This window comes from Bradyrhizobium sp. BLXBL-03 (assembly GCF_051853015.1).
Classification (GTDB): domain Bacteria; phylum Pseudomonadota; class Alphaproteobacteria; order Rhizobiales; family Xanthobacteraceae; genus Bradyrhizobium; species Bradyrhizobium manausense.
Genome location: NZ_CP182470.1, coordinates 2,890,535 through 2,909,220 on the forward strand (window position 1 = coordinate 2,890,535; position 18,686 = coordinate 2,909,220).

16 protein-coding genes are annotated in these 18,686 nt (G+C 63.8%); 8 read left to right on the forward strand and 8 right to left on the reverse strand.

Annotation, left to right across the window (positions count from 1 at the left end; genetic code table 11):
- Positions 1 to 4: 4 nt before the first annotated feature.
- On the reverse strand, positions 5 to 1,507 hold the full coding sequence (locus ACNJX9_RS13765; RefSeq protein ID WP_439409235.1) for a sugar ABC transporter ATP-binding protein: 1,503 nt from the start codon (positions 1,505 to 1,507) through the stop codon (positions 5 to 7).
- 30 nt (positions 1,508 to 1,537) lie between these two features.
- Complete coding sequence (locus tag ACNJX9_RS13770; protein ID WP_057750794.1) at positions 1,538 to 2,491, reverse strand: sugar-binding protein; 954 nt, start codon at positions 2,489 to 2,491, stop codon at positions 1,538 to 1,540.
- A gap of 383 nt (positions 2,492 to 2,874) precedes the next feature.
- Here ACNJX9_RS13770 and ACNJX9_RS13775 point away from each other — a divergent pair, with 383 nt between their 5' ends.
- The 4 genes from ACNJX9_RS13775 to ACNJX9_RS13790 all read left to right on the forward strand — a co-directional run bounded on the left by ACNJX9_RS13775 (position 2,875) and on the right by ACNJX9_RS13790 (position 6,969).
- Positions 2,875 to 3,279 carry a hypothetical protein gene (locus ACNJX9_RS13775; RefSeq protein ID WP_057750791.1) on the forward strand — a complete coding sequence of 135 codons (405 nt, stop codon included), beginning with the start codon at positions 2,875 to 2,877 and terminating at the stop codon, positions 3,277 to 3,279.
- A 141-nt stretch (positions 3,280 to 3,420) separates the two neighbouring features.
- Complete coding sequence (locus ACNJX9_RS13780) at positions 3,421 to 4,884, forward strand: GH1 family beta-glucosidase (RefSeq protein ID WP_439409236.1); 1,464 nt, start codon at positions 3,421 to 3,423, stop codon at positions 4,882 to 4,884.
- A gap of 215 nt (positions 4,885 to 5,099) precedes the next feature.
- Positions 5,100 to 6,332: an acetyl-CoA C-acetyltransferase gene (locus ACNJX9_RS13785; protein WP_439409237.1), complete on the forward strand. Its 1,233-nt coding sequence runs from the start codon at positions 5,100 to 5,102 to the stop codon at positions 6,330 to 6,332.
- A gap of 334 nt (positions 6,333 to 6,666) precedes the next feature.
- On the forward strand, positions 6,667 to 6,969 hold the full coding sequence (locus ACNJX9_RS13790; protein WP_008139488.1) for an HU family DNA-binding protein: 303 nt from the start codon (positions 6,667 to 6,669) through the stop codon (positions 6,967 to 6,969).
- Positions 6,970 to 7,039: 70 nt separating this feature from the next.
- On the opposite strand, the gene ACNJX9_RS13795 is transcribed toward ACNJX9_RS13790, so the two are convergent.
- The 4 genes from ACNJX9_RS13795 to ACNJX9_RS13810 all read right to left on the reverse strand — a co-directional run bounded on the left by ACNJX9_RS13795 (position 7,040) and on the right by ACNJX9_RS13810 (position 10,763).
- Positions 7,040 to 7,195: a hypothetical protein gene (locus ACNJX9_RS13795; RefSeq protein WP_271601438.1), complete on the reverse strand. Its 156-nt coding sequence runs from the start codon at positions 7,193 to 7,195 to the stop codon at positions 7,040 to 7,042.
- Positions 7,196 to 7,200: 5 nt separating this feature from the next.
- Complete coding sequence (gene lon, locus ACNJX9_RS13800; RefSeq protein WP_439409238.1) at positions 7,201 to 9,588, reverse strand: endopeptidase La; 2,388 nt, start codon at positions 9,586 to 9,588, stop codon at positions 7,201 to 7,203.
- An 8-nt stretch (positions 9,589 to 9,596) separates the two neighbouring features.
- Positions 9,597 to 9,980: an Hsp20/alpha crystallin family protein gene (locus ACNJX9_RS13805; protein ID WP_057751381.1), complete on the reverse strand. Its 384-nt coding sequence runs from the start codon at positions 9,978 to 9,980 to the stop codon at positions 9,597 to 9,599.
- Between the two features lie 213 nt (positions 9,981 to 10,193).
- Complete coding sequence (locus tag ACNJX9_RS13810) at positions 10,194 to 10,763, reverse strand: YciE/YciF ferroxidase family protein (protein WP_057750779.1); 570 nt, start codon at positions 10,761 to 10,763, stop codon at positions 10,194 to 10,196.
- Positions 10,764 to 11,263: 500 nt separating this feature from the next.
- On the opposite strand from ACNJX9_RS13810, the gene ACNJX9_RS13815 reads away from it, so the two are divergent.
- From ACNJX9_RS13815 to ACNJX9_RS13830, 4 genes are all read left to right on the forward strand, one after another.
- On the forward strand, positions 11,264 to 11,917 hold the full coding sequence (locus tag ACNJX9_RS13815) for an L-fuculose-phosphate aldolase (RefSeq protein WP_439409239.1): 654 nt from the start codon (positions 11,264 to 11,266) through the stop codon (positions 11,915 to 11,917).
- A gap of 12 nt (positions 11,918 to 11,929) precedes the next feature.
- Positions 11,930 to 13,717 carry a chloride channel protein gene (locus ACNJX9_RS13820; RefSeq protein ID WP_439409240.1) on the forward strand — a complete coding sequence of 596 codons (1,788 nt, stop codon included), beginning with the start codon at positions 11,930 to 11,932 and terminating at the stop codon, positions 13,715 to 13,717.
- 149 nt (positions 13,718 to 13,866) lie between these two features.
- On the forward strand, positions 13,867 to 15,186 hold the full coding sequence (locus ACNJX9_RS13825) for an alpha/beta hydrolase (RefSeq protein ID WP_439409241.1): 1,320 nt from the start codon (positions 13,867 to 13,869) through the stop codon (positions 15,184 to 15,186).
- A gap of 116 nt (positions 15,187 to 15,302) precedes the next feature.
- On the forward strand, positions 15,303 to 15,698 hold the full coding sequence (locus tag ACNJX9_RS13830; protein ID WP_439409242.1) for a hypothetical protein: 396 nt from the start codon (positions 15,303 to 15,305) through the stop codon (positions 15,696 to 15,698).
- Positions 15,699 to 16,321: 623 nt separating this feature from the next.
- Here the strand turns inward: ACNJX9_RS13830 and ACNJX9_RS13835 are convergent.
- On the reverse strand, positions 16,322 to 17,269 hold the full coding sequence (locus ACNJX9_RS13835; protein ID WP_057750770.1) for a glycosyltransferase family 2 protein: 948 nt from the start codon (positions 17,267 to 17,269) through the stop codon (positions 16,322 to 16,324).
- Positions 17,270 to 18,454, reverse strand: coding sequence for a hypothetical protein (locus ACNJX9_RS13840; RefSeq protein WP_439409243.1), 1,185 nt, complete (start codon positions 18,452 to 18,454; stop codon positions 17,270 to 17,272).
- Between the last annotated feature and the right edge of the window lie 232 nt (positions 18,455 to 18,686).

Below are 18,686 nucleotides of genomic sequence, written 5' to 3' on the forward strand. Positions count from 1 at the left end.
CATCTCAAACCGCGTGGCCGACGGCCAATTGAAGCACGTTGTGCTCGCTGAACTGGCTGCGATCGAGGAACCCCGAGATCGCGCCCTCGTGCATGACGGCGATCCGGTCGCTGACCCCGATCACCTCTTCCATGTCGCTCGAAATCATCAGGATCGCGACGCCGGCGTCGGTCAGCCGGCGCAGCATCTCGTAGATCTCCTGCTTGGCACCGACGTCGACGCCGCGCGTCGGCTCGTCGAAGATCAGCACCTTGGGCCGCATCGACAGCCATTTGGCCAGCACGACCTTCTGCTGATTGCCGCCGGACAGCGAGCCGACAGCGGTTGCAACGTCAGGCGCGCGGATCTTGAGCTGCTCGCGCTGGATCCGCGCGTTCTTGGTCTCCTGCGCGGTGTTCACCAGGAGGAAGCGCAGATAGGACGCCAGATCCGGCAGCGAAATGTTCTCGGCGATCGACATGTCGAGCAGCAGCCCGCAGCCCTTGCGGTCCTCCGGGATCAGGTAGATGCCATGGTCGATCGCCGCGCGCGGGTTGGTCACGCGGATGGCTTCGCCGTTCAGCTTGATCGCGCCGCGGCGGAGCGGATCGACGCCGAAAATAGCGCGCGCCAGCTCGGTCCGGCCGGAGCCGACGAGGCCGGCCAGCCCCAAAATCTCGCCGCGGCGAACCGAAAGGCTCACCGTGCGCTCCGGATAGGTGTCGGTCACGGCCTCGACGATGTCGAGCACGGCTTCGCCGGGCGGGGCGGCCGGCGGCACATAGAGCGATTTGAGGTCGCGCCCGATCATCAGGCGGATCATCGCGGCCGGCGACAGCTCGGCACGGGTCAGCGAGCCGACCATGCGTCCGTCGCGCAACACCACCGCGCGGTCGGCGCATTGCATCACCTCGTTGAGGCGATGGGTGATGAAGATGATGCTGACGCCGTGCGCCTTCAGGGCCGCGATGACCCGCATCAGGCGGTCGGTCTCGGAAAGGGTCAGGCTCGATGTCGGCTCGTCCATGATCACAAGGCGCGCATCGAGCGACAGCGCCTTCATGATCTCGACGAGCTGGCGCTGGGCCAGCGATAGCTCGGCGAGAGGCGCGTCCGGCGCGAAATCGGCCCCTAAGCGGTCGAGCAGCGGCTGCGTCCTGGCGTAGAGCGCCTTGCGGTCGATCAGCCGCAGCGGCCCGCCATGCACGGGCTCGCGGCCGATGAAGACGTTGCCGGCAACGTCGAGATTGTCGAACAGGTTGAGCTCCTGATGCACGAAGGCAATGCCCGCGGCGATCGCCTCGGCCACCGTCAGCGCGCTGCGCTCGACGCCGTCGACGCGGATGCGGCCGCCACTCGGCTCGACCACGCCGCCGAGCACCTTCATCAAGGTCGACTTGCCGGCGCCGTTCTCGCCGATCAGCGCGATCACCTCGCCCGGCGACACGGCAAGGCCGACGTGGTCGAGTGCGACCACGCCGGGATAGCTCTTGCTGATGTCGACGAGTTCGAGAAACGGCTCAGTCATTGAAGGCTGCGGGCAACGCCCGCGCGTCTCCTACTTCTTGAGCATCGCCTTCATCGAGGCCATGAAGTCGTCGACATTGCTCTTGTCGATGACCTTGCCGGGCACGATGATGATGCCGCCCGCGGGTACGCCGGACTTGTCGCCCTCGATGTACTTCGCCATCAGCTTCATGCCTTGGTAGCCCCACTCGAACGGCTGCTGCACGACGGTGCCGGCGATGGCGCCTTCCTTGACGCCGCCCAGCGTGATCGGATCCTCGTCGAAGCCGATGATCTGGATCTTGCCGAGCTTGCCGGCCTCCTTCAGCACCTCATAAATGCGCGGGGTGTTGTAGGAATAGAAGCCGACCAGGCAGCTCACGTCGGGCATGGCGGCGAGGATGTCCTCGACGTTACGTTTGGCGCGGGTCTGATCGATCTCGTCGCCGCGAACGTCGACCAGCTCGACCTTGGAGCCCTTGATGGTCTCCTTGACGCCCTCGATGCGCTCGCGGGCGTTGTCGGCGCCGGGCAGGCCGACGAAGCCGACGCACTTGCCGCCGTTCGGCAGCGCCTTCAGCATCAGCTTGCCGGCGTCCTTGCCGAGGTCGACGTTGGACGAGCCGATATAGGCGATGCGCTTCGAGTTCGGCGCGTCGCTGTCGGTGGTGAACAGCAGCGTCTGCGAAGCGATCTTGTTGAGATGCTCGACCTGGTTCTTCGGATCGACCGCGCTGACCATGATGCCGGCGGCACCGGCGGCGACGAGGTCGTCCATCATGCGCTGCTGGACGGCCGCGGCGGCCTGTTCCGGATATTTGAGCTGAAGATTGTAGTTGGGCAGCTCGCCCTGGGCTTTCTTCACGCCGGCTTCCGCGATCTTCCAGAAGTCGGACGCGCCGTTGACGACGAAGGCCAGAACCTTCTTGTCGGCCGCATCGACCGAGCCGAGACCCAGAGACATCGCGAACGCGACGGATACACCTGCGAGCAAGAGACGCTTCATTATCATCCTCCCCTTTGGCGGTCGGCCCTTCATGAAGGCCAACTCTGCTTCAGCCCGAACCGGGCACATGCCTCATCCCCCTCATTGGACGCACAGGTCGGCCGCCAATCCGCAACTTTGCGGCAGGGGCGGGGTCACCGGCCGGCCCATGAGGTGAAATGAGGCGCGTACCTCAACCGTAGCAAAAGCACGTCGAGCGTGCAACAGCGGGCGTTATTCGCGCGAAGTCCCCTCGAAGTTCGCCTCTCCGGCGTTCATCCTCCTGAACATGTCCAGGGAACTTGAGGCCAGAGGGACCGGATTCGTACGGGCCGGCTCATTAACCGGGCTTTAGCGCTGATCGTGCGGATGAATTGGCGTAGCGAGACGAGGGGAGACGGCCCATGCTGAGGGACGGGACCTACGCGGCGTGGTACAAGACGCCATTCGACCAGGGCACCGGCATTGTCCATGTCGCCGATGGCCAGATCTGGGGCCGCGACAGCCTGATGACGTATCACGGCTCCCTGCAAATCGATGGCGACCGTTTCACCGCGACCGTGTCGACGAAGCGTCACACCGAAGGACGTGACACGGTGTTCGGCGTCTATGATGAACTTACGCTGGACATCGAGGGCACGTGCCCCGGCAAGATCGCGACCTACACGGCGACGGCCGCGCAGGCGAGGGGAGTCGTCCTCCAGGGAACGCTCATTCTGGCGGAACAGCCGGCCGCGCCCGAACGGACCGAGGAGGTCCCGGCGTTCAATCCCGCCAGGCTGCCAAAGCTGCCGAGGCGCTCGCCCTGAGCGCGGAAGCCATCGCGCCTGCTTTGATATCGCGGGTCGGGACAGCGCAGTTCCGCATCCACAAATCTCGGCGCCGGCGCTTCTCAAACCGCCTGCACCCCGGCATGGTGCCGCCGCATCAATCTTTTCGGGGCAGCATCAATGTCGGACAAGGTCTCGCGTCGCCAGTTCGCGAAAGTCGCGGGACTCTCCGCAGCAGCAATCGCAAGTCCCCTTGCAATGGTCGAGGCCAAGCCGGCAGCGGCGCCGCGCAGCGGGAGTAGTTTTCCGCCGGGCTTCCTCTGGGGTACGGCGACCTCGTCCTATCAGGTCGAGGGTGCGGTCGAGGAGGACGGGCGAGGGGGCTCGATCTGGGACAAGTTCGTCCGCATCCCCGGCAAGATCGAGGACGGCACCAATGGCGATCGTGCCGTTGAGCATTATCATCGCTACAAGGACGACATCGCACTGATCAAGGAGCTCGGCTGCAAGGCCTATCGCTTCTCGGTGGCCTGGCCGCGGGTGTTTCCCGATGGCGACGGCAAGCCGAACCCCAGGGGACTCGACTTCTACAATCGCCTGATCGACGAGCTCCTGAAGAACGGCATCGAGCCGTGGCTGACGCTTTATCACTGGGACCTGCCGCAATCATTGCAGGATCGCTTCGGCGGCTGGCGGTCGACCGAGACCTGCAAGATCTTCGGCGACTATTCGGCCTATGTCGCCGAGCATCTGACCGATCGCGTCAGGAACGTGTTCACGCTGAACGAGAGCGGCCGCTTCGTCTATTTCGGCTACGGCATCGGCATCGATGCGCCCGGCCTGACGCTGCCGCAGGCCGACGTGAACCAGATCAGGCACAACAGCGCACTCGCGCATGGTCTCGCCGTGCAGGCGGTGCGCGCCCATGGCCGCCGCGGCACGCGCGTCGGACCTGCCGAGAACATCGATGCCTGCATTCCCGCGATCGACACGCCCGAGAACGTCCGCGCCACCGAGATCGCGCTGCGTGAGTTGAACGCCGGCTATCTCAACGTCATCATGACGGGCCGTTACACCGACGCGTTCCTGAAATATGCAGGCGCCGATGCGCCGAAATACACCGACGCGGAGTTGAAGGTCATCGGCTCACCGGTCGACTTCCTCGGCCTCAACATCTACGCGCCGCAGCATTATATCGTCGCCTCCGACCAGGGCGCGGGCTTCATGCCGCTGCCGATCCCGAAATCCTTTCCGCACATGAATTCGGATTGGCTCCGCGTCGGCCCCGAGACGATCTACTGGGTGCCGAAGCTCGCGGCAAAGATCTGGAAGACCGATGCGATCTATATCACCGAGAACGGTGCCTCCGGCGAGGATCAGGTCACGCCCGACGGCAAGATCTACGACACCGACCGCATCATGTACTTGCGCAACTATCTGGCCCAGCTTCAGCGTGCCACCGCGGAAGGCGTGCCGGTGCGCGGTTATTTCCTCTGGAGCCTGCTCGACAATTTTGAATGGGTGTTCGGCCTCAACAAGCGCTTCGGGCTCTACCACGTCAATTTCGACACCCAGGTGCGAACGCCAAAACTCAGCGCGAGCTTCTACCGCAACGTGATCGCGAGGAACGCGGCGGGGGCGTGATGGGATCAAAAATGCAGAAGGCCGTCATGCCCGGGCCTCCACGTTCTTTGTGCCGCGTTGCAAGGCGTGGATGGCCGGGACAAGCCCGGCCATGACGTCGCGGATGCTTTCGTGTCGCGGAAAATGCGCGTGAGGCGCGTAAACACCTCGCATTGACTCCGCCTCCCCCGTGATTCAAAACCGTCCTCAACACGCATAACAAGAGGACAACGTCCATGACCGACGCGCTGATCATCGATGCCTGCCGCACCCCGCGCGGCGTCGGCAAGGCCGGCAAGGGAGCTCTCTCAGGCATTCATCCGCAGCAATTAGGTGCCACCGTGCTGCGCGCGCTGGCCGATCGCACCGGGATCAACACCGCCGATGTCGACGACATCGTCTGGGGCTGCAGCGCGCAGGTGGCAACGCAAAGCGGCGATCTCGGCCGCATGTCGGCGCTGGATGCCGGTTATGACGTGCGGGCCAGCGCCGTGACGCTGGATCGCTTCTGCGGTTCCGGCATCACCAGCGTCAACATGGCGGCGAGCTCGATCATGGCGGGCGCGGAAGATCTCGTCATCGCCGGCGGCTGCGAGATGATGTCGATGGAGGGGCGCCGCGGCGGCGGTCCGATGATGATGGACTCCGGCAATCTGCGGCTTCGCGCCAGACATCCGCAGTCGCATCAGGGCGTCTGCGCCGATGCGATCGCGACGCTGGAAGGCATCACCCGGCAGGACGTCGACGCGCTTGGCCTCGAAAGCCAGAAGCGCGCCGCGCAGGCGATTGCCGGCGACCATTTCAAGAAGAGCCTCGTGCCCGTGCATCGCGAGGACGGCAGCCTCGCCCTCGACCATGAAGAATATCCGCGGCCGCGGACGACGATGGAAGGGCTGGCTGCCCTGAAGCCGGCGTTCCCCGCGATCGCCGACTATGCGCTGGACGACATGGGCACGACCTATCGCGGCCTGATCCTGCAAAAATATCCCGATCTCGACATCAACTTCGTGCACCACGCCGGTAACTCGTCTGGCGTTGTTGACGGCGCCGCCGCGATCCTGCTCGCATCGCCGTCTTACGCTAGAGCGCACGGCCTTAAAGCCCGCGCTCGCGTGGTGGCGATGGCCAATATGGGGGACTCCCCGACCTTGATGCTGAACGCGCCGGTGCCGGCGACGAAGAAGGTGCTGGCGAAGGCCGGACTCACCATCGACGACATCGACCTGTTCGAGATCAACGAGGCCTTTGCGGTGGTGACCGAAAAATATATCAGGGATCTCAAGCTCGACCGCGCCAAGGTCAATGTCAATGGCGGCTCGATCGCACTCGGTCATCCCATCGGCGCGACCGGATCGATTCTGATCGGCACCGTGCTCGACGAACTCGAACGGCGCGACCTCAAGCGCGGTCTCGTCACCATGTGCGCGGCCGGCGGCATGGCGCCGGCCATCATCATCGAGCGCGTCTAGCACGCCGCGGCCCCGTAAAAAGCAGGGAAAAACGTCGCAGGGCGACGATCAAGCCTTATTTTTCAGGGTGGATCGTGCTTCTCCTCTCACAAAGAGGCCGGTCGTCGCTTGTCGAAAGCATCGAATCAGCTTTAGCAAGGCAGCTTGCGGGCCTTTGAAACAAGGCAAAAACCGCTGCGCGAGGCGCCATCCGCTCTGGAAGCCGCTAAAATGCAGGGTTTTTTGTCTCAGGGGGCCAAAAAAGCCCGTAAAACCGCGACAAAACTGTGCAGAAGGCTACAGGCCTTCGCCGGTTGGTCTAATATGCAACCGGCAACGAATCAGAGGAGACACGATGCCAGCCCAAATGTCCAAATCGCAGTTGATCGAAAAGATTGCGACCGCCACTGAGCTTTCCAAGCGCGACGTCAAGAGCGTCATGGAGACGCTGACCGACGTCGGCCACAAGGAGCTCAAGAAGAACGGCCTGTTCCTGGTGCCGGGCTTCGCCAAGTTCGTGGTCATCAAGAAGCCCGCGACCAAGGCGCGCAAGGGCACCAACCCGTTCACGGGCGAAGAGATGATGTTCAAGGCCAAGCCGGCCCGGAAGATCGTCCGCGCCCGCCCGGTCAAGGCGGCCAAGGACGCCGTGGCCTGATAACGCAAAGGCCCCCTCGATAAGGGGGCCTTTTGACTTGGGGCAGCCGCGAGGGCCTGAGACGGAGGGCTCAACCCTTGCGGCGCTTCACCCGGACCGGGATCGGCTGAAGCCGCGGCTCGGGTCCAGAAAGCGCATCGCGCACCCGGTCGATGGCTCGACCCAGCAGCTGGCGCAGCTTCTGCGTTGTCCGCGATCGCTTAGCGTCTTCCAGCAGTTTCTTCATCGCATTCACTCCGCCGCTTCGACCTTCGCGCCGACTTCCGCCGGCTCGAGCGCGGCGGCGATGGCCTCGTCGACACGTTCCAGCCAGATGAATTCGAGATTGTCCCGCGCGCTCTTCGGGATGTCGTCGTAATCTCGCTTGTTGCGCGCTGGCAGCATCACCCGCTTCAAGCCGGCCGCGGCCGCAGCCACCACCTTCTCCTTGATGCCGCCGACCGGCAGCACCAGGCCGCGCAGCGAGATCTCGCCGGTCATGGCCGTGTCGCTCCGCACCGTGCGATTGGTGAGCAGCGACGTCAGGGCCGTGAACATCGCAACGCCCGCGCTCGGTCCGTCCTTCGGGGTTGCCCCCGCAGGCACGTGAACGTGGATGTCGCTCTTCTCGAACACCGAGGGATCGATGCCGAGCTGGCTGGCTCTGCTCTTCACCAGCGTCAGCGCAGCCTGCACGCTCTCGCGCATGACTTCGCCGAGCTGGCCGGTCAGGATCATCGCGCCCTTGCCGGGCACCCGCGTGGCCTCGATGAACAGGATGTCGCCGCCGACAGGCGTCCAGGCCAGGCCGGTGGCCACGCCCGGAACGCTGGTGCGCAGTGCGATCTCGCCCTCGAAGCGCGGCTGGCCCAGTATGGCCGCGATGTCCTTTGCCGTGACCACGACCTTTGCGGTCGTGCCTTCGGCAATCTGCACCGCCGCATGGCGGAACACCTTGCCGATCTCGCGCTCGAGGTTACGCACGCCGGCCTCGCGCGTGTAACCCTTGACGATCAGCTTCAAGGCCTCCGGCTCGATCTCGGCCTGGTCGGGCGAGAGGCCGTTGGCCTCCAGCTGCCGCCGCACCAGATAGCGCCGCGCGATTTCCAGCTTCTCGTCCTCGGTGTAACCGGCGAGGCTGATCAGCTCCATGCGGTCCAGCAGCGGACCCGGAATCTGGTCCAGCATGTTGGCGGTCGCGATGAAGACGACACGCGACAGGTCGAAGGGCACGCCCAGATAATTGTCCCGGAACGTTCCGTTCTGCTCGGGGTCGAGCACCTCCAGCATCGCGGCGGAGGGGTCGCCCTGCACGCCACGGCCCATCTTGTCGATCTCGTCCAGCATCATGACGCAGTTGCGGGCGCCCGCCTTCTTGATGCCCTGGATGATGTTGCCCGGCAACGCGCCGATATAGGTGCGCCGGTGGCCGCGGATCTCGGCCTCGTCATGCACGCCGCCCAGGCTGACGCGCACGAAGGGACGATCCATCGCGCGGGCGATGGACTGGCCGAGCGAGGTCTTGCCGACGCCAGGCGGGCCGACGAAGCAGAGGATCGGCGCCTTGCCCTGCGGCGCGAGCTTGCGCACCGCCAGATATTCGATGATCCGGCTCTTGATCTTCTCCAGGCCATAGTGATCCGAATCCAGGATACGACGTGCTTCCTTGATGTCGATCGGCTTCTCCGCGGGCAGCGCCCAGGGCAGCTCGATCAGCCAGTCGAGGTAGGTGCGCACCATGCCGGCTTCACCGGCCGCCTCGGGCATGCGCTCGTAGCGGCGCAGCTCCTTCTTGGCATGCGCCTCCGCCTCCGGCGGCATGTGCGCCTTGGCAATCGCAGCCGTCAGCTCGGCGACTTCGGCGGCCTTGCCGTCGCCTTCGCCCAGTTGCCGCTGAATCGTCGCCATCTGCTCGCGCAGGATCGCCTCGCGCTGCCGCTCGTCGAACGAGGCGCGGGTCTTCTGGCCGATTTCGTTGGAGATGCGCAGCACCTCCAGCCGTTCGGCCAGGTGCTTCGACACCTTCTCGACGCGCAAGGAGAGGTCGATGGTCTCCAGCACCTCCTGCTTGTCCTGTGGCTTGATGTCCATGAACGACGTCGCCAGGTCCGCCAGCGCGCCGGGCGCACTGGTCGCTTGGAACATCGCGACCAGCTCGGGCGGGGCCTGCGGCAGCAGCTCGATCGCCTCGATGGCCTGGCGCTGCAGGTTCAGCGCCCGTGCCTCGATCTCGGGTGAGGTCGTGGTCGGCTCGGGGATCTGCTGGAAACGCGCAGCCAGGAACGGCGTCCCCGGCAGGAAGTCGAGGATACGCGCGCGCTGCACGCCCTGGCAGACGATGTGATGTGTGCCGTCGGGTGCGGTGATGTAGCGCACGATGTTGGCGATGGTCGCGACCTTGTAGAGATCATCGGGGCCGGGCTCGTCGATCTCGGGGCTGCGCTGCAGCACGATGCCGACCGGCCGCTGCTCGCGCAGCGCCTGCTGGGCGGCGGCGACGGATTTCGGCCGCGCGATCGCGATCGGCGCGATGGCGCCGGGGAACAGCACCATCTCGCGGACGGGGATGATGATCAGGGCGTCTTCGGGGATCTTCACGTCAGGATTGGTCTGTGCGGTATTCATCTGTTCGGTGGCCATGATCGACCTCAGGATTTGGCGAGGCGCAGCGCGACGCAGCCGTCCATCACGAAGCGGCTGATGGCGTAGCGGCCAAGGGGCAATGCAATGCGGCGCTCAAAGCGTCCCTGCGGCAGCTCGAGCCGGTGGATGCGGGCGTTGCGAAGTTCCGGCGGCAGCGTGCGCTGGCCCGAAATGACCAGCACCCCGTCATGGATGACCGTCTCGACATTGTCCGGATTGACGCCGGGGAGCGCGACCAGGATCAGAAGCTCATGCTCGGTCTCGAGCACGTCGATCGGCGGCTCCCAGCAGGCGTCCTGACGGCCGAACTGCTGCCGCATGCGTTCGCCGCGGGTCAGCTGGTCGAGGGCCTCGGACAGCATCCAGTCAAAGGGATTCTTGGGTTGCATGGCAAAACTCGGAAGAAGGCGCTGCGGTTGGAAAACGGGGATATGGTGATGGTTCCCGCAAATTCCAGCATCGCGCGTTAGCGGCATGCCTGCCTCTCGAACGGGAGCAGGCTCTTGCGCCAAGCCCTTGCGCCAGGCCCTTCGCTCAGGCGCATCGGCGCCGCGAAAGATGTTCCGCGGCGCCGGAGGCAACAATTGGGCGGGTGGTCGAGATCAGGCGGCTTCGCGGTATTCGGCCTCCGCTTCGAGGTTGATGACCGACGTGGCGAGCTCGGTCAGGGTGTGGTCGGTCGCCTCTTCCTCGTCGAGCGTATCCTGCAGCAGCCTTGCCGCCTCGGGCATGCCGAGCTCCTCGGCCCAGGTGCGAAGTGTGCCGTATCGGGAGATCTCGTAGTGCTCGACGGCCTGCGCCGCGGCAAGCAGGCCGGCGTCGAGGGCAGGGGCGTTCTTGAAGTCCTTCATGATCTCGGCGCCCTCGTCGGTGATGCCGTTGATCGCCTCGCACGGCTTGCCGCGCGCGGGCTTGTCCAGCATCCCGAAGATCTGCTCCAGCCGTTTGACCTGGCCCTGCGTCTCCCGCAGGTGCTTGTTGAAGGCGGCCGCAAGGTCCTTCGAATGCGCGGCCTTGGCCATCTTCGGCAGCGTCTTGATGATCTTGTTCTCCGCGTAATAGATGTCTTTCAGCGTTTCCAGGAAAAGGTCGCTCAGCATCTTGGGCACCCGACGCGGGCGGCGCGATGCGGCCTTTTTCGCGGGTGCACGTTTCTTTGCTTTCTTCGCCATAGGTCCTCCTCATGAGGCGACATGGAAGGCTCGTCCTTCCTCAATCCTCTCGCGATCAAGAGCCGGGGCAGGCAAATGTTCCTCGCGAAGGCCTGCGCGAGCCGCTAGGGCTGGCCGTCGATGCCCACCCGGACGCCAAGCCATGCTCGACTTCGCCCTGTCCGCCTTCGTGACGCTGCTGCGCGCGCAGGCCCGGGCGCACCGGAAATGCAGTGCTCTCGCCGGTGCTCGGCATGCTGCTGGTGGCCTATTCGGTGCAATTCGTGATCAACGACATTGCGGCTGTCCGGGCCGGCCTGTCGCAGCCCCGCGACGAACTGTTAATCTGTTGATTTTACAATAAATTCATGACCAGCGCGGGCGCGTCGGCAATCCGGCGCCCGACAAGGGCCGCTTTCGCTTGCACTGCCATATTGCTTTGACGTACTTCGGGTCTAACAAGAGACCATCGCCAAGAAGATCACCAAGAAAATCGTCAAGAAGGTCGAGATGAAATCGGGATGTCGATGACAGCGGACGAACTCGCAAAGAGACAGGCCATCATCGACGCCTGCCGCCGCATGAATGCGCTCGGCATCAACCAGGGCACCTCAGGCAATATCAGCGTGCGGCATGGCGAGGGGCTCCTGATCACGCCCACCAGCCTGCCCTATGACACCATGACGCCGGACCAGATCGTCTTCATGGCGATGGACGGCTCGCATGCACCTGGCCAGAAGCCGTCCAGCGAGTGGCGCTTCCATCTGGACATCCTGAAAGCGCGCACTGAGGTCAACGCCGTCGTGCACGCCCATCCGACCTATTGCACCATCCTGGCGATCATGGGCATGGAGATCCCGCCGGTGCACTACATGATCGCGGCGGCCGGCGGCGACAGCATCCGCTGCGCGCCCTATGCCACTTTCGGGACGGTGGAATTGTCCAAGCACGCCGTGTGCGCCCTGGAGGGGCGGCTCGCCTGCCTGCTGGACCATCACGGCATGATCGCGATCGGCCAGACGCTCGACAAGGCGATGTGGCTCGCCGTCGAGGTCGAGACGCTGGCGCGGCAATATCACGGCTGCCTCCAGATCGGTAAACCGCCGCTGCTCTCGAGCGCCGAGATCGAGCGGGTCCGTCAGCGCATGGCCGGCTACGGCCTGTCGGAAGGGTAGGGCTCGCAAGCGGTGTTCGCGCGGATCAGATATTTCGTCGACGGCAAGGGGACCAACCGCACGATGGTCCGGCTGCGCGCGCTGTTGCGCAGCAACGAATTCTACCTGATCCCGCTCGCGCTCGTCATCGGCACGCTGGCCGGTGCGATCGTGACCCTGATGGCCGTGATCGCGCAGATCGCCCATGTCGTGATCTACGGCATTCCGATCGACGTACGCCTCTCCGCCAACGCCTATATCAATCCGTGGGCGGCGATGATCGCGCCGGCGCTCGGCGGCCTCATCCTCGGCATCATGGAATGGTGGCGACGGCGGCTGAAGATCTCGAGCGCGGTCGACCCGATCGAGGCCAACGCGCTGCGCGGCGGCAATCTGTCGATGCGCGACAGCGTGGTGGTGTCGAGCCAGACGCTGATCTCGAACGGCTGTGGCGCCTCTGTCGGCCTCGAGGCCGGCTACACCCAGATCGGCTCGGGCATCGCCTCCCTGTTCGGCAAATTCTTCAATCTCCGCCGTAACGATCTTCGCCTGATCGTCGGCTGCGGCGCCGCCGCTGCGATCGCCGCGGCCTTCGGCGCGCCGATCACCGGCGCGTTCTACGCCTGCGAGCTGATCGTCGGCGTCTATTCGGTCGGCAGCGCCGCGCCGATCCTGGCGGCCTCGCTCGCCGGCGCGCTCACTGCGCAATGGCTCGGCGGCGCGCCGTACTCCATCGAAATACCGAAGGTCAGCGCCGTCGGCGTCGAGCAATATCTGGCGTTGATCGGGCTCGCACTCATCACCAGCGGCGTCGGCATTGCCGTGATGCGCTCCTCGCCGATGTTCGAGCGGCTGTTCAAATGGCTGCCGGTCTGGCTGCGCCCGGTGTTCGGCGGCCTCATCGTCGGCAGCTTCGCCCTGGTCACGCCGCAGGTGCTCGCGGCCGGCCACGGCGCCATGGTGCTCGACCTCTTTCACGACATGACGATCGGCCTGGTCGCGATCATCATCGGGCTGAAGGTGACAGCCTGCCTGATCTCGCTGGCCTCGGGCTTCCGCGGCGGTCTGTTCTTCGCCTCGCTGTTCGTCGGCAGCCTGATCGGAAAGTTCTTCGCCGCGGTGCTGCTCTTGATCAGCCCGAACTTCGCGATCGATCCGCTGGTGGCGATGCTGACGGGCATGGCGACGCTGGGCGTTGCCATCGTCGGCGGTCCGCTGACCATGTCGTTCCTCGTGCTCGAGATGACCCGCAATGTCGACGTCACCGCCGTGGTGCTGGCCGGCTGCATCGTCACCTCGATCTGCGTCCGCTTCATGTTCGGCCACTCCTTCTCGACTTGGCGCCTGCATCTGCGCGGCGAGACCATCCGCAGCGCCAATGACGTCGGCTGGCTGCGCAACCTCACCGTCGAGCGTCTGATGCGCTCCGACGTCGCCAAGGTGCCCTCGAGCACCACCATCGCCGCTACCCGCAGCGAATTTCCGCTGGGATCGCGCCCGGGCGTCGTCGTCGTCAACAACGCCGACGAATATGTCGGCCTGGTCCTGCTGCCCGATTTGTTCTCCAGCGACCTCGACACCATCGCCGACGACATCCAGATCATCGAGCTTGCGCGGCTGACCGAGATCGTGCTGATCCCGGAAATGAACGTGAAGTCGGCCATGGCGGTGTTCGACGAGGCCGAGGCCGAAATGCTGGCGGTGGTCGATTCCACCGACAGCCGCAAGGTGGTCGGCTTCCTGACCGAGACCACCGCCCGCCGCCGCTATGTCGAGGAGATCGACAAGGCCACGCGCGGCGTACTGGGTGCATTGTCCTGATCGCGCCAAGGCAAGTTGAGGCTGGCAAGTTGAGGCTGGCAAGTCGAGGCCGGCACGCCGGGCGGACTTGCCAGATCGTTCACAACCTCTAGGCTAGGGACCGGCGGCGGGGCTGGCCCCCGGCCGCATCCAGCGACGAGGGACGTGCGATGTCGGACACGCTTCGCCTGTTGCTTGCCTTGCTCGAACTCGGGCCCCGGCTGAAGGATCTGCTGGCCGACAAATGGCCCCCTTACGCCGACGAATTGCAGGAATTGGCCGGTCGCGCCGGCAAGGGCGAGGATCCGGCCAGGCTTCGCCAGTCGCTCGACCTGCTGCTCGCGCGGCTGCTCGCAGAGGCGCCCGCTACGGAGCTCGTCGCGCATGTGATGGAAGACACGGCGGCGCCCGCGCCCGCCACCGAGACCGTGACCCGCCGCGGCCGGGTCTCGCCGCTTGTCGTCCCTGATATCGTCGAGTCGACCACGGATGAGGCGACCGGAATCGTCACCATCCCCGTGTTCTACGGCACCGACCGCGCCCGCGGCGACGACACGCCCGCGCGCTATTTTGGCGCTGCGCGCGGGACGCCGTCATTCGGGATCGCCGAGGTCAGCGTGCCCACGCGTGGCCGCGACCTCGGCGAGCTCACCAGTCCGAGCTGGTGGCACCTCGAATTCTCGGCCAATCCGGAAAAGCATGTCATCCTCAAGTCGGTGGGCGCGCTGGGCAGGGACGCCTTCGTCACCACCTTGAAGGATTCGCTTGCGGCGGCGGATTTGCACGACGTCCTGATCTTCGTACATGGTTACAACGTCACATTTGAAGACGCGGCGCGGCGCGCCGGGCAGCTTGCCGTGGATCTGAAATTCGCCGGCAGGACGCTGCTCTATAGCTGGGCGTCGGCGGCGGACACCAGGAAGTACACCGTAGATGAGAGCACGATCGACTGGTCGCGCGATCATTTCGAGGCGTTTCTCCAGCTCGCGCTCGGCGAGATCGGTGCCGGCAAGGTCCACGTCATCGCTCACAGCATGGGCAACCGCGCCGTGATCAACACGCTCGAAGGCGTGACGTCCTGGCGGTTGCCGGCCGATGCCGCAAAGCTCGGTCAGATCGTCTTTGCCGCGCCTGATATCGACCGCGACCGTTTTGTTCAGCTCGCGGCAAAATTCAAAGGCTGCGCGGCGCGCGTCACGCTCTATGCCTCGTCGCGTGACGTGGCGCTGCTGGCCTCGAAATTCGTGCATGGCTATCCCCGGGCGGGCGAGGCTGGCGAGGCGCTGACGATCGTCGACGGCGTCGACACCATCGATGCCTCGCTGGTCGATACCAGCCTGGTCGGACTGCGCCATTCCTATTTCGGCGAGAAGCGCTCGATCTTGAACGACATGTTCAGTTTGATCGTGCAGCAACTCGCGCCCGACCAGCGTTTTGACCTCCAGGCCGCGGGCGATGCGGTGCGGAGGTACTGGAGCTACAGGGCCTAGAGGCGTACTATCGGTCAAAGCGTGGCAGATTGCCGCGATCACGAAACCATTGCAGTGCCTTGCGCATTATATCGTGTTTCCATATCGCCTTTTTGGCGAGAGCAGAGGACGCGAAGATGAGTGACAGGTCGGTGAAATTGAGAAATGGCCGCAGCACTGTACTGGCCGCCTTCGCCGGTCTTGCTCTGGCCGTCGCGTCCGTCTCGCCGTCGGCTGCCGGATCGCCGGCAGCGGCCAAGGGTCCAGCCAAGGGTCCGCCCGCCGCCATGGCCGGGCAGGGCTCATCCGACGCGACCGATTTCAGCGCCGCGCGCCGTCATCGCTATTACCGGCGCGGGCCGAGCGCTGCGGGCCTTGCATTCATGGGCGCCGCGGCCGGTTTGATCGGAGGCGCGATCGCCGAGAGCCGGCGCCAGGAATACTACGACAATTATTACTATGGCGGCCCGCGCTATTATGGTCCAGGCTATGGCTACTATGGTGGACCGCGCTACTACTACGATCCGTATTGATATGGCCACGGACTCTCCCCATCGTCATTCCGGGGCGATGCGCAGCATCGAGCCCGGAATCCATCGGGCCCAAGTCACGCTGTGAAATGGATTCCGGGCTCGCGCCAAGAGGCGCGCCCCCGAATGACACGGAGAGGCCGGCGTGTCGCCCTCTGTCAATCCACGTGCGCAAAAATATTCCACTTTACCGAAATTCGGAAATAGCGTATGTATGGCCCATCCCGGCTCACCTTGAGGGGCGATCGTAGTCGTCACGTTTGCGAGCCGGGGATGCGGTGGACACGGCAGCGTCGGCACGAGAGGGTGCGGGCAGAGCGGGTAGTCCCTGTGAGCCCGAGACCGCGTGTGGATGAGCGGCGCTGTTCGTTCGTCGTGCCAACAGGCTTTCGGCGCGTGTGCACACTGCCGAAAGCCCCTGCGGCACCAGGCGAACGCGCATACGGCAAAACCGTGTGGTCCATGCTGCAAGCTCTTTTTCTCGATGCTCTACAAATGAAAAAGCCCCGCCGAAACAAGCGCTTCTGAAACTCTGGCGAAGAGGACGGCGATGGCCGCCGAAAGGGCTCGGTCCCAATAGGCCCCATTCCCGGCCTATCGAGCGCGCCGGTTGGCGGCGGCGAATTTCATGGTGGTGATCGATACGTCGAGAGGTCCGGCTGCGAAAGATAGGCCAGCATCTTCATCTCTCGCCGTCCCCGCGTTACGGTGTCGAGCACCAGACCGGATGACACGGACAACATCGCCATGATCATTAATCCCATCGACAGCACAGCCGTTGGCAGGCGCGGCACCAATCCGGTCTCAATGAAGGTGATCAAAATTGGAATGGCCAGAATGACTGAAGCGAGCGCAAGAACGATCCCGATGGCCGTGAAAAAGCGCAACGGCCTCTCCGAGCGGTAGAGCCGCAACATGGTGCCGAGGATACGAAAGCCGTCACGCCACGTGTTGAGCTTGGAGAAGGACCCTTCCGGGCGAGCGTAGTAGGGCGTCGGCACCTCGGCAACCGGTAGCGACAATTCCAGTGCGTAGACAACAAGCTCTGTCTCGATCTCGAATCCGTCGGATAGAACCGGAAAGGACTTCACGAACCGGCGCGAAAACACGCGATAACCCGAGAGGATATCCTTGAACGTGTGACCAAAAGTCGATGAGAGAACGCTTGTCAGCATCCTGTTGCCAGCGCGATGGCCTCGTCGATATGCAGCGTCGGACTGATCGACTCGGAAACCGGCGACCATGTCAAGATGGTCGTCGATCAGCTTTTCGATCATGCGTGGCGCGCTTGGCGCGTCGTAGGTGGCATCACCGTCCACAAGCACATATACGTCGGCATCGATATCGGCGAACATGCGGCGCACCACGTTGCCTTTGCCCTGCCGATACTCACTGCGGACATTGGCTCCCGCGTCGCGGGCGGCGCTGGCCGTGTGGTCGCTTGAATTGTTGTCATAGACGTAGACTTCTGCCGAAGGCAGAGCCTTGCGGAAGTCAGTAACGACCGTCGCGATCGTTGCTTCCTCGTTATAGCAGGGCACTAGAACGGCGATGCGGAAGGGCGGAGATGTCATTTACGGAAGTGCTTTGAGGCTTGCGGCTTCTAGCGAGACAGGCGTCGGCGCGGCAGCTTTTGCAGAGAGGATCAGTCCAGCAAAGCACACGCTCCAAAGCGAAAGCATCGCAATCGGCACAATGTAGTAGGGAGTAAAGATCGGGTGGCTTAGAAAAAACAAGAGATTGATGGCGAGATTGCCCGCCACGAGGAGTGCGACCCTTCGGACGCCGTTCTCATCCGTCCGCAATAGCCATGTGATCCAGCTCACAGCAAGCAGGATCAGCACGGATTGAATATCTCTTGCATATTCGCCGAGGACGCCGAGGTCGAACGCTGGGGCGATCACGTCGGCGGTACCGTACGTCGTCGCAAAGGGGCTACCTGCGTTAATGGCGTTTGCAATCAATGTTGGGGCCATGCCGAGCACGAACGCAATCCCAAATCCCATGGTCTGTGCGAAGGCGCTGGGTTTGCGCGAGCGCAGCAACGAGATTCCAAGGACTAGGAAATAACCCGATCCAAGGAACAGGTTGGCCAATCTAAGATTGACCGACAATCCGAGCAGCAAGCCGATGACCATCGCCAACAGGTTATTATCGCGCTCCTCTGCCATCCATCGTGCGGTTAAGAACCCTGCGAGTGCACAAATCGCCATCGTCGGCGCGATCGAGTAGCTGGCCTTCGTAGGATTGATCATCAGCACCAGGGCCAGAGTCCCGAACGCTCCGGCTGCAAGCACCGCAGGAATCCATTGAGCTGAAAAAATGGCTAGGAGGGCAAAGCAACAAACGATCAGGGTGGCGGCAACGTAGAGTGGCACCACCTGATGGCCGTCGGGAAACAGGGCCAGCAAGAACCCGGTTCCGGGTGGGTATTGAACGACCATCTTGTTGTCTGACATCGGGGTGTGGCAAGGCCACCGGGTCGGGTCTCGCCAATCGGAATACCCGATCTCTTTCAATTTGGCCTGGAAGAAGCCGTCGTCGTCACGCGAGCTGTTTGTGTCCAAGCCACTGACGCCAAAGCGCTGAAACAAGTGCGCCTGCCGAAGGTAGCACACGTCATCGTAGACGCCGCGCGCTTCGTTCCAACCCGACGTCGTGCGGATGTTGGTCACCAGTATGGTCAAGCAGAGCAGCGCAAAGACGAGCTTCAACAGCCGCAGCGTGCGCCCGCCGGTCGAAATCAGTTTCCCAGCCATAGGATCTCAATAACCACAACTAGCGCGAGCCCGCTAGTCCGGCCATCGTCCGGAGGCCGTATTGCGGATCACGGGGTCCCCACCTTTACCTTGCCCGGCATGCGCCAATCCCTTGGTGCTGCGGACATCGATGATTGCCCCCTGAAACAGACCGGATGGTCCGGCTATATCAGGGCGGCAAATGTGAATGTATTTGGGACAGCCAGCCACAGGGTCCGGTTCAGTCCACGTT